At 70.1% G+C, this 13,938-nt stretch carries 16 protein-coding genes; 8 read left to right on the forward strand and 8 right to left on the reverse strand.

Annotation, left to right across the window (positions count from 1 at the left end; genetic code table 11):
* Window positions 1–46: 46 nt before the first annotated feature.
* From cobT to cobC, 3 genes are read left to right on the forward strand one after another with little or no spacing between them, the layout of a single operon-like run.
* On the forward strand, window positions 47–1,105 hold the full coding sequence (gene cobT, locus HW466_RS10710) for a nicotinate-nucleotide--dimethylbenzimidazole phosphoribosyltransferase (RefSeq protein ID WP_151006531.1): 1,059 nt from the start codon (window positions 47–49) through the stop codon (window positions 1,103–1,105).
* The gene (locus HW466_RS10715) at window positions 1,095–1,871 is read left to right on the forward strand and encodes an adenosylcobinamide-GDP ribazoletransferase (RefSeq protein WP_230944504.1); all 777 of its coding nucleotides are present in this window, start codon (window positions 1,095–1,097) and stop codon (window positions 1,869–1,871) included. Before cobT ends, HW466_RS10715 begins: the two co-directional genes overlap by 11 nt.
* The gene (gene cobC, locus HW466_RS10720) at window positions 1,856–2,440 is read left to right on the forward strand and encodes an alpha-ribazole phosphatase (RefSeq protein WP_174906087.1); all 585 of its coding nucleotides are present in this window, start codon (window positions 1,856–1,858) and stop codon (window positions 2,438–2,440) included. Before HW466_RS10715 ends, cobC begins: the two co-directional genes overlap by 16 nt.
* Before the next feature lie 48 nt (window positions 2,441–2,488).
* Here the strand turns inward: cobC and HW466_RS10725 are convergent, their stop codons facing one another.
* From HW466_RS10725 to cobU, 4 genes are read right to left on the reverse strand one after another with little or no spacing between them, the layout of a single operon-like run.
* On the reverse strand, window positions 2,489–3,415 hold the full coding sequence (locus tag HW466_RS10725; protein WP_174906086.1) for a cobalamin-binding protein: 927 nt from the start codon (window positions 3,413–3,415) through the stop codon (window positions 2,489–2,491).
* Window positions 3,412–4,431, reverse strand: a complete 1,020-nt coding sequence (gene cobD / locus HW466_RS10730) for a threonine-phosphate decarboxylase CobD (protein ID WP_174906085.1) — start codon at window positions 4,429–4,431, stop codon at window positions 3,412–3,414. Before cobD ends, HW466_RS10725 begins: the two co-directional genes overlap by 4 nt.
* On the reverse strand, window positions 4,424–5,368 hold the full coding sequence (cbiB, locus tag HW466_RS10735; protein WP_174906084.1) for an adenosylcobinamide-phosphate synthase CbiB: 945 nt from the start codon (window positions 5,366–5,368) through the stop codon (window positions 4,424–4,426). Before cbiB ends, cobD begins: the two co-directional genes overlap by 8 nt.
* Window positions 5,362–5,922 (reverse strand): bifunctional adenosylcobinamide kinase/adenosylcobinamide-phosphate guanylyltransferase, encoded by a 561-nt coding sequence (gene cobU / locus HW466_RS10740; protein WP_059540738.1) that lies wholly within the window; start codon window positions 5,920–5,922, stop codon window positions 5,362–5,364. Before cobU ends, cbiB begins: the two co-directional genes overlap by 7 nt.
* 74 nt (window positions 5,923–5,996) lie before the next feature.
* On the opposite strand from cobU, the gene HW466_RS10745 reads away from it, so the two are divergent.
* From HW466_RS10745 to HW466_RS10760, 4 genes are all read left to right on the forward strand, one after another.
* Window positions 5,997–7,499 carry a cobyric acid synthase gene (locus HW466_RS10745; RefSeq protein ID WP_059868825.1) on the forward strand — a complete coding sequence of 501 codons (1,503 nt, stop codon included), beginning with the start codon at window positions 5,997–5,999 and terminating at the stop codon, window positions 7,497–7,499.
* Between the two features lie 82 nt (window positions 7,500–7,581).
* Window positions 7,582–7,722: a hypothetical protein gene (locus HW466_RS10750; RefSeq protein ID WP_170296729.1), complete on the forward strand. Its 141-nt coding sequence runs from the start codon at window positions 7,582–7,584 to the stop codon at window positions 7,720–7,722.
* A 164-nt stretch (window positions 7,723–7,886) separates the two neighbouring features.
* Window positions 7,887–8,300, forward strand: coding sequence for a DoxX family protein (locus HW466_RS10755; RefSeq protein ID WP_151006250.1), 414 nt, complete (start codon window positions 7,887–7,889; stop codon window positions 8,298–8,300).
* A gap of 126 nt (window positions 8,301–8,426) precedes the next feature.
* Window positions 8,427–9,086, forward strand: a complete 660-nt coding sequence (locus HW466_RS10760) for a ParA family protein (RefSeq protein WP_151006249.1) — start codon at window positions 8,427–8,429, stop codon at window positions 9,084–9,086.
* Between the two features lie 180 nt (window positions 9,087–9,266).
* On the opposite strand, the gene panD is transcribed toward HW466_RS10760, so the two are convergent.
* The 4 genes from panD to HW466_RS10780 all read right to left on the reverse strand — a co-directional run bounded on the left by panD (window position 9,267) and on the right by HW466_RS10780 (window position 11,857).
* Entirely contained in the window at window positions 9,267–9,653 is a 387-nt protein-coding gene (panD, locus tag HW466_RS10765) for an aspartate 1-decarboxylase (protein WP_011885716.1), read from the reverse strand.
* Window positions 9,654–9,694: 41 nt separating this feature from the next.
* Window positions 9,695–10,534 (reverse strand): pantoate--beta-alanine ligase, encoded by an 840-nt coding sequence (gene panC, locus HW466_RS10770; protein ID WP_059450995.1) that lies wholly within the window; start codon window positions 10,532–10,534, stop codon window positions 9,695–9,697.
* A gap of 257 nt (window positions 10,535–10,791) precedes the next feature.
* Window positions 10,792–11,664 (reverse strand): segregation and condensation protein A, encoded by an 873-nt coding sequence (locus tag HW466_RS10775; protein ID WP_151006248.1) that lies wholly within the window; start codon window positions 11,662–11,664, stop codon window positions 10,792–10,794.
* A 4-nt stretch (window positions 11,665–11,668) separates the two neighbouring features.
* Window positions 11,669–11,857, reverse strand: coding sequence for a DUF3460 family protein (locus tag HW466_RS10780; protein ID WP_009692996.1), 189 nt, complete (start codon window positions 11,855–11,857; stop codon window positions 11,669–11,671).
* 254 nt (window positions 11,858–12,111) lie between these two features.
* Between HW466_RS10780 and HW466_RS10785 the strand changes: the two genes are divergently transcribed.
* Window positions 12,112–13,938, forward strand: a complete 1,827-nt coding sequence (locus HW466_RS10785) for an autotransporter assembly complex protein TamA (RefSeq protein ID WP_176316077.1) — start codon at window positions 12,112–12,114, stop codon at window positions 13,936–13,938.

Genomic DNA, 13,938 nt, shown 5'->3' on the forward strand with positions numbered 1-13,938 from the left:
TTCTTTCGATGCGCGGCCTCGGCTGCGCCAACGAGGCTACTTTTCGATGACGAAGCCGACCACCGACTTCCCGCCCGCGATCGCGCCGCTCGACGACACGCTGCGCAAGCGCCTGCAGCACGTGATCGATCACAAGACCAAGCCGCCCGGCAGTCTCGGCCAGCTCGAGGCGCTCGCGCTGCAGATCGGACTGATCCAGCGCACCGAGACGCCGCACGTGCAGCGGCCGGTGACGATCGTGTTCGCGGGCGACCACGGGATCGCGGCCGAGGGCGTGAGTCCGTATCCGCAGGCAGTCACCGCGCAGATGGTCGCGAACTTCCTGGCCGGCGGCGCGGCGATCAACGCGTTCTCGGGCGTCGCGCAGAGCGTGCTCGAAATCGTCGACGCGGGCGTCGCGTCGCCGCTGCCGGTGTCCGACCGGCTCGTGTCGCTGCCGGTCGCGCGCGGCACGCGCAACTTCGCGGCCGAACCCGCGATGACGCTCGACGAGGCGAAGACGGCGCTCGCTGCCGGCGCGGCGCGCGTGCGCCTGCACGCATCGCTCGGCACGAACGTGATCGGCTTCGGTGAAATGGGGATCGCGAACACGTCGTCGGCCGCATGCCTGATGAGCCGACTGCTCGACGTGCCGATCGACGCATCCGTCGGGCGCGGCACGGGCCTCGACGACCAGGGGCTCGCGCACAAGCGCGCGGTGCTCGGCCGCGCGCTCGTCCGGCATTCGCATGCGATCGCGCCGCTCGATGTGCTCGCGACGTTCGGCGGCTTCGAGATCGCGATGATGACGGGCGCGTATCTCGCGGCCGCGAGCGAGCGGATGACGATCCTCGTCGACGGCTTCATCGCGACGGCGGCGCTGCTGGTCGCCGAGCGCATCGCACCCGGCGTGCGCGACTACTGCGTGTTCTCGCACGCATCGCACGAGGCCGGGCATCGGCGCATGCTCGAGCATTTCGGCGCGAAGCCGCTGCTCGCGCTCGACCTGCGCCTCGGCGAAGGCACGGGCGCCGCGCTCGCGCTGCCGCTGGTGCGCGCGGCCGTCGCGTTCCTCACGGAGATGGCGAGCTTCGAATCCGCGGGCGTCGACAATCGTGACGCCTGAACGCGCGAGCGGCATGCGCGCCGAACTGCGCTATTTTTTCGTCGCGCTCGGTTATTTCACGCGCGTGCCGGTGCCGCGCGCGATCGGCTACGCGGCCGGCGATCTCGACCAGGCCGCGCGTTACTTTCCGCTGGTCGGCGCGTGCGTCGGCGCGTGGGGCGCGCTCGTCTATCTCGCGGCGCTGCGCGTGTTGCCGGCGTCGATCGCGGTCGGCCTGTCGATGGCCGCGACGCTGCTCGCGACCGGCGCGTTCCACGAGGATGGCCTCGCCGACAGCTGCGATGCGTTCGGCGGCGGCTACGCGCGCGACGACGTGCTGCGCATCATGCACGATTCGCGAATCGGCACGTTCGGCGCGGCGGCACTCGTGATCGTGCTCGGCCTGAAGTGGCAGGCGCTCTCGGCCATGCCGCCGCTGCGCGCCGCGTGGACGATGATCGCCGCGCATGCGGCGAGCCGCGCGGGGGCCGTGAGCCTCCTGATGTCGCTCGACTACGTGCGACCGGAGGGCAAGGCGAAGCCGGTCGCGCAGCGCATGGGCGCACGCGCGGCGTCGGTCGCGGCCGCATTCGGGCTGCCGTGGCTGTTCTGGCCTGACTGGCGCGCGGGTCTCGCCGCGTTCGTCGCGCTCTTGCTCGTACGCGCATGGGCGGCCCGCTATTTCGTGAAGCGGATCGGCGGCTATACGGGCGACTGTCTCGGCTTCGCGCAGCAGTTGTGCGAGCTGGCGATCTATCTCGTGGTGCTCGGATGGATCTCGTCCTGATTCGCCATCCGGCCGTCGCTGTCGAACCGGGCATCTGCTACGGACGCAGCGACGTGCCGCTCGCCGCATCGGCGGAGGCCGCAGCGCGGGCCGTGCGCGCGCGTCTGGCGGCCCTCGGGGCGCCGTTGCCCGAGCAGGTCTGGACGAGCCCGCTCACGCGTTGCGCGTCGGTCGCCGAGCGGCTCGCGCAGGCGTTCGACGTGCCGTTGCGGTGCGATGCCGGCTGGCAGGAGATGGACTTCGGCACGTGGGAGCTGCGGCGCTGGGACGATATCGATCGCGCGGCGCTCGATGCGTGGGCGGCCGACCTGATGCATGCGTGCGCGCATGGCGGCGAAAGCGTCGCACGGTTCGCCGCGCGCGTCGCACGCGTCGCGGATGCGCTCACGCGGACCGACGCGCCACAATGGGCGCTCACGCACGCGGGCGTGATTCGCGCATTCGCATCGTATGCGTTGCGCGTGCCGCTCGATACGCTGTTGTCGCGACCGGTGCCCACGGGCGGCGTCGTCTGGTTGCGAACGCAGGATGCCGCGCGCACGTGGGAAGTCGTCCAGTGGGACGACTAGGCGAGCGCTTGCTCGCCAGACATTCGCAGCGGCATCGAAGCGCGAAAATCAGCGCGCCGGACGCCGCGACCGCGCGGCGTCGAGATCCTCGCACAGCGCGGCCGCGCCTTGCGCGATCCGCGGCGACGGCCGGGTCAGCAGATCGCCGTCGATCGCGAACAGGTTGCTGCGCGCCACGGCCGTCAGCGCGGGCCATGCACGCCAGCGTGCGAGGCTCGGCAGCGGCGCGTCGGAACGCGTCGCGCCGGCGCTCGTCGTCACGATCGCTTCCGGATTTGCGGCCAGCACGGCTTCGTCGGTGACGGTCGGCGCGAGCGGTTTCAGCGCCGCGAACACGTTGCGGCCGCCGCACAGCGCGATCACTTCGTTGAACAGGTGTGTGCCGTTGAGCGTCGTCAGCGGGCGGTCCCATACCTGGAAGAACATCGTGACGGGCGGGCGTGCCGCGTAACGCGCGCGCAGCGCCGCGATATCGCGCGAGAACGATGTCGCGGCCGCGTCGGCGACCGGTTCGGTGCCGAGCAGCGTGCCGAGCCGGCGCAGCGACGTGGCCACGTCGTCGAGATGTTTCGGTTCACTGAAGAACAGCGGAATGTGCAGCGCACGCAGCGCGTCGGTCTGCCGCTCGGCGTTGCCGTGTCGCCATACCACGATGAGATCGGGCTTCAGCGCGGCGATGCGCTCGAGATCGAGCGCCTTGTTGTCGCCGATTCGCGGCACGGCCTGCGCGGCAGGCGGGTAGTCGCTGTACGTGACCGTGCCGACAAGTTTCGCGCCGCCGCCGGCCGCGTAGACCAGCTCGGTCGCATGCGGCGCGAGGCTGATCACGCGTTGCGCCGGCACGGGCAGCGTGACCGTATTGCCGGCATCGTCACGGGCCGTCACGGCGGCGTGAGCGAACGGTACGTGCGCGAGCGCGACGAGCGACGCGAGCGATGCGAAGGCCGGCAGCCGGCCGAACGGGCGGGCGCTCATGCGCACGCCTGCGGCAGCGCCGGGACGCACTGCGCAAGTGCGTCGGCGATGCGCCGCCATTCGGCTTCGTTGCCCGGCAGGCCGATGCGCACGCTCGACGGTTGCGCGAAATGCCGCGTCCAGATTCCGCGGGCGGCGAGCGCCGCGTGCAGCGCGGCCGCGCGCGGATCGTCGGTCCAGCTGAACAGCGGCGTCGCGTGCACCGCGAAGCCGTGCGTGCGCAGCAGCGCGGCGAGGCGTTCGCCGTCGGCCGCGAGCCGCGCGCGCGCGGCGCTCTGCCACGCGTGGTCGGCGAACGCGGCGACGACCGCGTGACGCGCGGGGCCGCTGACGGTCCACGCGCCGAGCATGTCGCGCAACGCGGCGACCCACTCGGGGCGGGCGAGCGCGAAACCGGCGCGAATGCCGGCCAGACCGAAGAACTTGCCGACCGAACGCAGCACGACGAGGCCCGGACGATCGGTGAGATGCGCGAGCGATGGCGCGACGCCCGTGTCCGCGAATGCCTCGTCGACGATCAGCGTGCCGCCGCGCGCCGACAGCTGCGCATGCCAGCCGAGCAGCCGCTCGGCCGGAACGATCTCGGCGGTCGGATTATTCGGATTCCCGATGATGACGTGGCGCAACGACGCCGGCAGCACGTCCGCGGCGATGTCGAGCGTGACGACGCGATGGCCATGACGCGCGAATGCAGGCGCATATTCGCCATATGCGAGCGCCGCGACCCCGGCGTCGCCCTTCGGCAGCAGCGCGGGCAATGCGCGGATCGCGGCCTGGCTGCCGGCAACGGGCAGCACGTGCGCGGCGTCGGGCGCGCGATAGTAGCCGGCCGCGCATGCGGCGAGCGCATCGCCGTCGTCGGGGAGCCGGCGCCAGGCGTCGGCCGGGACCGGCGGCACCGGATAGCCGACCGGATTGATGCCGGTCGACAGGTCGAGCCAGGTGTCGTACGGAATGCCGTGGCGGCGCGCGGCTTCGTGCAGGTTGCCGCCGTGCGTGATGCGTGCGTCAGACATGATGGGTAGCGAGGATGAGTGCGCCGCTCGCGACGAGCAGCGCGAGCCACAGCGCGAGCGTGCGCGTGACGAGCGACAGCGCGGCGACGACATGCACGGCCGTCGCCTGCGCGCCGGTGCCGAGCGCGGGACGTTCTTCGATTTCGCCGTGATAGACGGCCGGGCCGCCGAGCTGCACGTTGAGGCTGCCGGCGCCGGCGGCCATCACGGGGCCCGCGTTCGGGCTGTCCCAGTGGCGCGCCTGCGTGCGCCAGCAGCGCCATGCGGCGGCCGTGTCGCCGAGCAGCGCGTAGCTCGCGGCGGTGAGGCGCGCGGGAATCCAGTTGAGCGCGTCGTCGATGCGCGCGGCCGCCCAGCCGAACGTCAGGAAGCGCGGCGTGCGGTAGCCCCACATCGCGTCGAGCGTGTTCGCGAGCCGGAACAGCAGCGCGCCGGGGCCGCCGGCGACGACGAACCAGAAGAGCGCGCCGAAGATCGCGTCGTTGCCGTTTTCCAGCGCCGATTCGACGGCCGCGCGCGACAGCGCGCCTTCGTCGGCTTCGCTCGTGTCGCGCGATACGATCCGCGCGGTCAGCGCACGCGCGGCATCGAGGTCGTGCCGTAGCAGCGCGGCGGCAATCGGCGCGACATGCTCGGCGAGGCTCTTCGCGCCGAGCGCGAACCACAGCAGCGCGACGTGCAGCGCGGCCGCGAGCGGCCACGGCAGCACGGCCGCGAGCCACGCCGCGACGGCCACCGGCGGCGCCACCGCCGCGAGCCACGCGGCGACGCCGATCACGCGGCCGCGCCGGCCCGTGTTCAGCGCACCTTCGATGCGGGCGGCGAGCCGGCCGAACGCGACGAGCGGATGCCAGCCGGCCGGCTCGCCGACGATGCGATCGACGATCGTGGCCGCGACCGCGAGCATCGCGACGACCGGCAGCGACAGCATCAGCATGACGGCGCTCCGCCCTTCAGTTCGAGCGGCAGGCCGGCGACCAGCAGCGTCACGCGCGTCGCGAGCGCCGCGACCCGCTGGTTCAGGCGCCCGAGCTCGTCGACGTAGCGGCGCGTGACCGACCCGAGCGGCACGACGCCGAGCCCGATTTCGTTGCTGACGACGATCACCTTCGCGCGCGCACCGCGCAACGCGTGCTCGAGCCGCTCGACCTGTGCCGCATACTGCGCATCGTCGAGCGGTTCGCCGTCGAGCGGGCACAGCAGGTTCGTGAGCCACAGCGTCAGGCAGTCGACGAGCAGGCATGCGCGCGGATCGTCGAGGCGCGCGAGCGTGCCGGCGAGGTCGACGGGTGCGTCGGCGAAGCCCCAGTCTGCCGGGCGGCGCGCGCGGTGATGCGCGATGCGCCGTTCGAATTCGGCGTCGGCGGCGGACGCGGCCGCAGTCGCGATGTAGGTGACGGGACGGCCGCTGTCGGCGGCGAGCCGCTCGGCGTACGCGCTCTTGCCCGAGCGCGCGCCGCCGAGGACGAAGGTGATGTCGTGCGGAATCATCGCGTGATTGTAACGGCGCACGCGTGGCGGCGCGGGCGATAATGCGGCCTTTGCTTCGCCATGACTTGCATACGATGAACGCACCCGAACCGCAGCCGCGCGGCACGTTGATGATCCAGGGCACGACGTCCGACGCGGGCAAGAGCACGCTCGTCGCGGGCCTGTGCCGCCTCGCGCGCCGCGCGGGCGCGCGCGTCGCGCCGTTCAAGCCGCAGAACATGGCGCTGAACAGCGCGGTGACGGCCGATGGCGGCGAGATCGGCCGCGCGCAGGCGTTGCAGGCGCTCGCCGCGGGTGTCGCGCCGCACACCGATTTCAACCCGGTGCTGCTGAAGCCGACGAGCGATCGCGGCGCGCAGGTGATCATCCACGGCAAGGCGCGCATGAACCTCGATGCGCGTGCGTACCACGACTACAAGCCGGTCGCGTTCGACGCGGTGCTCGAGTCGTACGCGCGGCTGCGTGCGCGCTACGACACGGTGCTGGTCGAAGGCGCGGGCAGCCCGGCCGAGATCAACCTGCGCGAAGGCGACATCGCGAACATGGGCTTCGCGGAACGCGTGGATTGCCCGGTCGTGCTGGTGGCGGACATCGATCGCGGCGGCGTGTTCGCGCATCTGGTCGGCACGCTCGCGTGCCTGTCGGACAGCGAGCGCGCGCGCGTGCGCGGCTTCGTCATCAACCGCTTTCGCGGCGACATCAAGCTGCTCGAACCGGGCCTCGACTGGCTGCGCGCGCAGACGGGCAAGCCGGTGTTCGGCGTACTGCCGTACCTGCACGGATTGACGCTCGATGCCGAGGACATGCTGCCGTCGCAGGCGCGCAGCGCCGCCGCGCGGGCCGATGCCGGTGTGCTGCGGGTAGTCGTGCCGGCGCTGCCGCGGATCAGCAACCATACCGATTTCGATCCGCTGCGCGCGCATCCGCAGGTCGAGTTCACGTACTGGAAGAGCGGCCCCGTGCCCGATGCCGACCTGCTGATCCTGCCGGGCTCGAAAAGCGTGCAGCGCGATCTCGCGTGGTTGCGCGACACGGGCTGGGACGCGCTGATTCGCCGGCACCTGCGCTATGGCGGCAAGGTGATCGGCATCTGCGGCGGCATGCAGATGCTCGGCCGCACGCTGGATGATCCGCTCGGCCTCGAAGGCCCGCCCGGCAGCGTGCCGGGCCTCGGGCTGCTCGATTTCGACACGACGCTGCAGCCCGACAAGACGCTGAAGAACGTGACCGGACATCTCGCGCTGCCGGGCGCGGCCGCCGTGCACGGCTACGAGATCCACATGGGCGACACGCGCGGCCCCGCGCTCGCGGCGCCCGCGCTCGAGCTGGCGGCGGCCGACGCCCCGGGCGGCGTGCGTTCGGACGGCGCCCGCTCGGCCGACGGGCAGATCCTCGCGACCTACGTGCACGGGCTGTTCGACGCGCCCGACGCGTGTGCGGCACTCCTCGCGTGGGCGGGGCTCGACCGCGCGGAGCGCATCGACTATCCGGCGCTGCGCGAGGCGTCGCTGGAGCGGCTGGCAGATTCCTTTGCCGAGCATCTCGATCTGCGCGCACTGTACGCCGAGTTCCGCTGACGCAGGGCCTGCCCGGCCTGGCATTTTGCGACGAATCGCGTACAACTCAGATGGGCGGCGTTCCGCCCGAAGGAGCGCGACGATGAAGGCTCGATGGTGGTTGAGCGTGCTGCTCGCGGCGCTGCTGGGCGCGTCGGCGGTTGCGCACGCATGTGACTCGTACACACCGGGCGGCGGCCCGGCCGGCTCGGGTGACGCTGCGTCAGGCAAAAGCGGCGGCTGAGGTTCGCGGCCAATGCGGGCAGCGGGGGCATGATCGGTCATGCCCCTTTTTTCGACCTGATTCGTTCCTGCGGAGAATCAGTTAAAGCCGAGATGCGTGTTTATTGGCCGAATCGATTCGAATAGAGTGCGATCCATTCTCATCCACTCATGAAGGAATTCGCCATGAATCCCAATCGCCTCAACGATCTCGGCGCGGCGCTGTTGCGCGTCGCACTCGGCGTGCTGTACCTCGCGCACGTCGCGCAGAAGGTGTTCGTCTTCACGCTGCCCGGCACCGCGCAGTTCTTCGCGTCGATCGGCCTGCCGGGCTGGCTCGCGTATGTGACGACGTTCGTCGAGCTGATCTGCGGCCTTGCGCTGCTCGCGGGCTTTCGCGTGCGAGTCGCCGCGCTGGTGCTGCTGCCGTTCATGCTCGGTGCGGTGTCCGCGCATCTGCCCAACGGCTGGAGCTTCGCGTCGCCGAACGGTGGCTGGGAATACCCGGCTTTCTGGGCCGTCACGCTGGCCGTGCAGGCGCTGCTGGGCGGCGGCGCATTCGCGCTCGGCGCACCGCGCGCCGCGACGCGCCCCGCATAAAAGGGACGGCCATCGGCGTAACCCGTTCCGGTGACCCCCCGTTTGCCGATATCATCGCTCCCTGTATCCGCAATCGAGCGGCGCCAGCCAGACGGCCGGCGCCGCGTGGCTTTCTCGGGGGAATTCATGACGGTCATCGTGGTGGCGAATCCGAAGGGCGGCGTGGGGAAGAGCACGTTGTCCACCAATCTTGCCGGCTATTTCGCGGCGCAGGGCGCATGGGTGGCGCTCGCCGATCTGGACCGGCAGCAGTCCGCGCACGCGTGGCTCGACCTGCGGCCGGCCGGGCTGCCGGCGATCGAGGCGTGGGAGCTCGATCCGGACGCGTCGTCGAAGCCGCCGCGCGGCCTCGAATATGCGGTGATCGATACGCCGGCCGGGCTGCACGGCAACCGGCTCAACGTCGCGCTCCAGCTTGCCGACAAGGTGATCGTGCCGTTGCAGCCGTCGATGTTCGATATTCTCGCGACCCAGCAGTTTCTCGAGCGCCTGGCCAGCGAGAAGGCCGTGCGCAAGGGCAGCGTCGAGGTCGGGATCGTCGGGATGCGGGTCGACGCGCGCACGCGCTCGTCCGACCAGCTGCACCGTTTCGTCGAAGGGCTCGGCCTGCCGGTGCTCGGCTACGTGCGCGACACGCAGAATTACGTGCAGATCGCCGCGCACGGCCTGACGCTGTGGGACGTCGCGAAAAGCCGCGTCGAGAAGGATCTCGAACAGTGGCGGCCGATCGTCGAATGGGCCGAGCGTCGCGCGCCGAAGGCGGAGAAGGTCGCGAAGGCGTCTTGATCGCTGATGGCCGGACACCCGGCGATGCGGTTACGCCAGGGTGAATGAAGAAGGGCCTGATCCGGCATCGTGCCGGAGCAGGCCCTTCTTGCATATGCGGGCGCGGCGCCGGCCGTCACGGCGCACGAGCACGCCGACGCAACGGCCCGGCGCATCGCGACACGCCGGATGCCGCGCGGATCAGGTCCAGCTCTGCGTCGGCACGTGATCGCGGTGGCCCTTGATCTTGTTGCCCTCGTCGATGAACACGAGCTTCGGCTTCCACCCGGCCTGCAGTTCGGCTTCGTCGACCATCGCGAACGCCGCGATGATCACCAGATCGCCCAGTTGAGCGCGGCGCGCGGCCGAGCCGTTCAGCGAAATCATCCCGCTGCCGCGCTCGCCCTTGATCGCATACGTCGAGAAGCGCTCGCCGTTGTTGATGTTCCAGATGTCGATCCGTTCGTTCTCGATGAGGCCCGCCGCTTCGAGCAGGTCTTCGTCGATCGCGCACGAGCCTTCGTAATGCAGCTCGCAGTGCGTGACGGCCGCGCGGTGGATCTTCGATTTGAGCATGTGGCGCTGCATGGTATCTCCGTGATGCGTGAGAGGCGAGGGCGGGCGGCCCGTCAGATTTCCAGGTTGTCGATCAGGCGCGTCGCGCCGAGCTTGGCGGCCGCGAGCACGACGAGCGGCTCGCCGGCTTCGAGCTCGGCGGCGCTCGGCGCGATCAGGTTCGCGCGGCGGCGGATCGCGATGTAGTCGGGCACCCAGCCGCGCTCGGCCAGGTGCGCGTGCGCGTGCTGCTCGAGCTTGCCGAGGTCGCGTTCGCCGCCGAGCACGCTGTCGCGCACGCGCTGCAGCGTCTTCGCGAGTTCGGGGGCTTCCTTGCGCTCGTCCGCCGTCAGATAACGGTTGCGCGACGACAGCGCGAGGCCGTCCTCGTCGCGCACGGTTTCGGCCGCGATGATCTCGACCGGCAGCGCGAGCTGCTGGCACATCCGGCGCACGATCATCAGCTGCTGGTAATCCTTCTTGCCGAACACGGCGACGCGCGGCTGCACGCAGGACATCAGCTTCGTGACGACCGTGCACACGCCGGCGAAGAAGCCGGGGCGGAACTCGCCTTCGAGAATCCCGCCGAGGTCGTCCGGCGGCAGCACGCGGTACTCCTGCGGCTCGGGGTACATGTCGCGCTCGGTCGGCGCGAACAGCACGTAGACGTTTTCCTTCTGCAGCTTCTCGATGTCGTCCTGCAGCGTGCGCGGATATTTGTCGAAATCCTCGTTCGGGCCGAACTGCAGCCGGTTGACGAAGATGCTCGCCACGACCGGGTCGCCGTGCTGGCGCGCGAGGCGCATCAACGACAGGTGACCTTCGTGCAGGTTGCCCATCGTCGGCACGAACGCCGTGCGGTTCTGTCCGCGCAACTGGTCGCGCAGTTCCTGGATCGAGCTGATGACTTTCATGATCGGGTAGCGGGTTCCTCGCGCGAGGCGCGCGTTGGCGCCGCAACAGCGGCGTCGGGGTCGAAGCGGAGAACGCCGGCGCGCGGGCGGCGCATCGGGCGTCGGCGGATTGTAGAGGATTTGGCCGCCGGGCGCATTGAAAAAAGTACGATCGTTCACTTTTTATGCGGGCGCGCCGCGAGCGGGCCGCGCTGGCGCGGCCGGCGGCGGGATGCGATGTCTTTCGGTGTGCGGGATGGCGGGCGCGGTGGCGCGCGTTACGCCGGCAGGTAGGCGAGGCGCACGTAGATCGGCGCGAACGGTTCGGCCTGCGTGATCTCGACGAGCGATTCGCGCGCGAGTTCGAGCATCGCGATGAAGTTCACGACGACGACCGGCACGCCGCGCGACGTGTCGAACAGCTCGGCGAACTCCATGAAGCGTGCGTTCTGCAGCCGGCGCAGGATCAGGCTCATGTGCTCGCGTACCGACAGCTCCTCGCGGGAGATCTTGTGATGCTGGACGAGCTTCGCGCGCTTGAGCACGTCGGCCCATGCGGCGCGCAGGTCGTCCGAATTGACGTCCGGGAAGCGCGGCGTGATGCTCTGCTCGATGTAGACCTCGGCGCGCAGGAAGTCGCGGCCGAGCTGCGGCAACTGGTCGAGGCGTTGCGCGGCGAGCTTCATCTGCTCGTATTCGAGCAGGCGGCGCACGAGTTCCGCGCGCGGATCCTCGGCTTCCTCGCCGGTATCGGCCTTCTTGACCGGCAGCAGCATGCGCGACTTGATCTCGATCAGCATCGCGGCCATCAGCAGGTATTCGGCCGCCAGCTCGAGGTTCGACGTGCGGATCTGGTCGACGTAGCCCAGATATTGCGCGGTGACCTGCGCCATCGGGATGTCGAGCACGTTGAAGTTCTGCTTGCGGATCAGGTACAGCAGCAGGTCGAGCGGGCCTTCGAACGTCTCGAGAAACACCTCGAGCGCATCGGGCGGGATGTAGAGATCCTGCGGCAGCTTGAAGAGCGGCTCGCCGTACAGGCGTGCGAACGCCGCGACACCGTCGACGGTGTCGGGCGTCGAATCGGCGCCCGCGGGCGCGGCGATCGCGTCGTCCTGCCGGGCGGCGCTGGCCTCGTCGGCGGCGCTCACGTCGTCAGAAGTTCTGGTAGTAGACGTACGGCGTTTGCTTCACGCGCGATTCCTGCTGCTCGGCGCGCTCGTCGAGGTCGATCGGCTGCTTGTCCCACAGCAGCGAACGGCCCTTGCGCTGCTCTTCTTCGAGCGTCGGCTTCTGTTGCTTGAGCTGGTTCAGGAATTGCGTGACGTCGGACTGGTACGGCATGGCTTTGCTTTCCGTTTCGGGCGGCGCACGATGCGCCGGGTTCGCGATGGCGGGATTTTACCGCATCGCGGGGAACAGCCGGCGGCAATCGCGCGTCGAATCCGCTGGCCGGCACCCACGGCGCGACCGGCCGGGCCCGCGCGCGCCTCGTTGCGTCCAGGCATCAAAGCGGCACCCGTGCGGGCAGGGCCGCCGCCCTGTGGTCAAATACGGGGTTTTCCACACAATCACGACAACCGAGGGCGAGGTCATAGTTGGCGGGTCAGGTGAACCAGCAGGCACATACGGCGCACGAAGCGAGCCCGCGCGGGCCGCGCGCCCCCGCTCGGCGCGCGCGGCGCGGCGCCGCCGCGGCGGCCCGGGCAGCCCTCGCGGGTTGCCTCGCCGCGTTCGTCGCGCTGCCGGCCTACGCGAAGTACGACGTCGAGATCGACGCGCCGCGCGCGATCCGCAAGCTTCTCAACGCCCATCTCGACATCGCGCGTTTCGCGAAGCGCGACGACATCAGCGACGACCAGTTCGACTTCCTCGTGACCGCCACCCCGCAGCAGGTGCGCGACCTGACCGCGACGGCCGGCTATTTCTCGCCGGTCGTGCGCACCGACGTGCGCACGCGCGACGGCAAACGCGACGTGCGGGTCGCCGTCGATCCGGGGCCGCAGACCGTCGTGTCGACGGTCGACCTGGCGTTCAAGGGCCCGGTCGGCACCGAGGATCCGAAGCAGGAGGCCGCGACCCGCTTCGCGTTTTCGCTGAAGCCGGGCGATCCGTTTACGCAGTCCGACTGGGACGGCGCGAAGAGCGCGGCGCTCAGGCAACTGCAGTCGCGCCGCTACCTAGGCGCGAAGATCGCGTCGTCGGAGGCGCGCATCGATCCGCGCACGCAACGCGCGACGCTGGCCGTCACGTTCGACAGCGGCCCGACATTCACGATCGGCAAGGTCGACGTCGACGGCGTGCGCCGCTACCCGGAATGGATCGTCACGAACGTCAATCCGCTGTCCGAAGGCGAGATCTACGACGTGCAGCGGATCACCGAGCTGCAGCGGCAGCTGCAGAACACGCCGTACTACGCGAGCGTCGCGATCGACGTCGGCGACGATACGGCCAAGCCCGAGCGCACGCCCGTGCACGTGAAGGTCAGCGAGTTTCCGTACAACAGCATTCGCGGCGGCGTCGGCTATGCGACCGACACGGGCCCGCACGTGCAGGGCTCCTACACGTATCTCGACACGTTCGGCGCCGCGTGGCCGCTCACTGTCTCGGGCCGGCTCGACCAGATCCAGCAGTACGGCCAGGTCCAGCTGTCGATGCCGCCCGGCGAGAAAGGGTGGACCAACAGCGTGCTCGCGTCGTACACGAACACCAACGTGTCGGACACGCGCATCTACAGTGCGCGGGTCGGCGCGCAGCGCACGCGCACCGGTCAGTTCATCGACTACGCATACTCGCTGATGTTCTACCAGGACCGGCTCGACCAGAATGGCGCGGGCCCGACCACGAGCCGCGCGCTGGTGCCGCAGTGGGCATGGACGCGCCGCAACGTCGACGATCCGCTGTTCCCGCGCTCGGGCAACCTGATCCACGCCGAGGCCGGCTTCGCGATCAAGGGCGTGCTGACCGACCAGACCTTCATCCGCGGTTACGCACGCGGCCAGCAGTACCTGCCGGTCGGCAAGCGCGACCTGTTCGTGTTCCGCGCGGAGCTCGGCGGCGTGTTCACGAGCGGAAGCTCGAACGGCGTGCCGGCGTCGCTGCTGTTCCGCGCGGGCGGCTCGAACTCGGTGCGCGGCTACGGCTACCAGAGCATCGGCAACAGCGTCGACGGCTCCGTGCTGCCGACCAAGTACCTGGTGACGGGCACCGCCGAATACCAGCACTGGTTCAACCGCGACTGGGGCGCCGCGACCTTCTTCGACATCGGGACCGCGACCGATGCGTGGGGCGAGCGCGTGTTTTATCCGGGTGTCGGCATCGGCGCGCGCTGGCGCAGCCCCGTCGGCCCGATCAACGTCGACGTCGCGTACGGACTGCGCAACCATAGCGTGCGCCCGTACCTGACGCTCGGCATCGCTTTCTGA

Origin of the sequence: Burkholderia territorii (genome assembly GCF_902833055.1) — a bacterium.
Classification (GTDB): Bacteria; Pseudomonadota; Gammaproteobacteria; order Burkholderiales; family Burkholderiaceae; genus Burkholderia; species Burkholderia territorii.

What these genes read in the sequence shown, in the direction of transcription:
- cobT (WP_151006531.1), top strand. Translation starts at nt 47, where the DNA reads ATGACGAAGCCGACCACCGACTTCCCGCCCGCGATCGCGCCGCTCGAC.
- cobC (WP_174906087.1), top strand. Translation starts at nt 1,856, where the DNA reads ATGGATCTCGTCCTGATTCGCCATCCGGCCGTCGCTGTCGAACCGGGC.
- HW466_RS10725 (WP_174906086.1), bottom strand. Translation starts at nt 3,415, where the DNA reads ATGAGCGCCCGCCCGTTCGGCCGGCTGCCGGCCTTCGCATCGCTCGCG.
- cobD (WP_174906085.1), bottom strand. Translation starts at nt 4,431, where the DNA reads ATGTCTGACGCACGCATCACGCACGGCGGCAACCTGCACGAAGCCGCG.
- cbiB (WP_174906084.1), bottom strand. Translation starts at nt 5,368, where the DNA reads ATGCTGATGCTGTCGCTGCCGGTCGTCGCGATGCTCGCGGTCGCGGCC.
- cobU (WP_059540738.1), bottom strand. Translation starts at nt 5,922, where the DNA reads ATGATTCCGCACGACATCACCTTCGTCCTCGGCGGCGCGCGCTCGGGC.
- HW466_RS10745 (WP_059868825.1), top strand. Translation starts at nt 5,997, where the DNA reads ATGAACGCACCCGAACCGCAGCCGCGCGGCACGTTGATGATCCAGGGC.
- HW466_RS10750 (WP_170296729.1), top strand. Translation starts at nt 7,582, where the DNA reads ATGAAGGCTCGATGGTGGTTGAGCGTGCTGCTCGCGGCGCTGCTGGGC.
- HW466_RS10755 (WP_151006250.1), top strand. Translation starts at nt 7,887, where the DNA reads ATGAATCCCAATCGCCTCAACGATCTCGGCGCGGCGCTGTTGCGCGTC.
- HW466_RS10760 (WP_151006249.1), top strand. Translation starts at nt 8,427, where the DNA reads ATGACGGTCATCGTGGTGGCGAATCCGAAGGGCGGCGTGGGGAAGAGC.
- panD (WP_011885716.1), bottom strand. Translation starts at nt 9,653, where the DNA reads ATGCAGCGCCACATGCTCAAATCGAAGATCCACCGCGCGGCCGTCACG.
- panC (WP_059450995.1), bottom strand. Translation starts at nt 10,534, where the DNA reads ATGAAAGTCATCAGCTCGATCCAGGAACTGCGCGACCAGTTGCGCGGA.
- HW466_RS10780 (WP_009692996.1), bottom strand. Translation starts at nt 11,857, where the DNA reads ATGCCGTACCAGTCCGACGTCACGCAATTCCTGAACCAGCTCAAGCAA.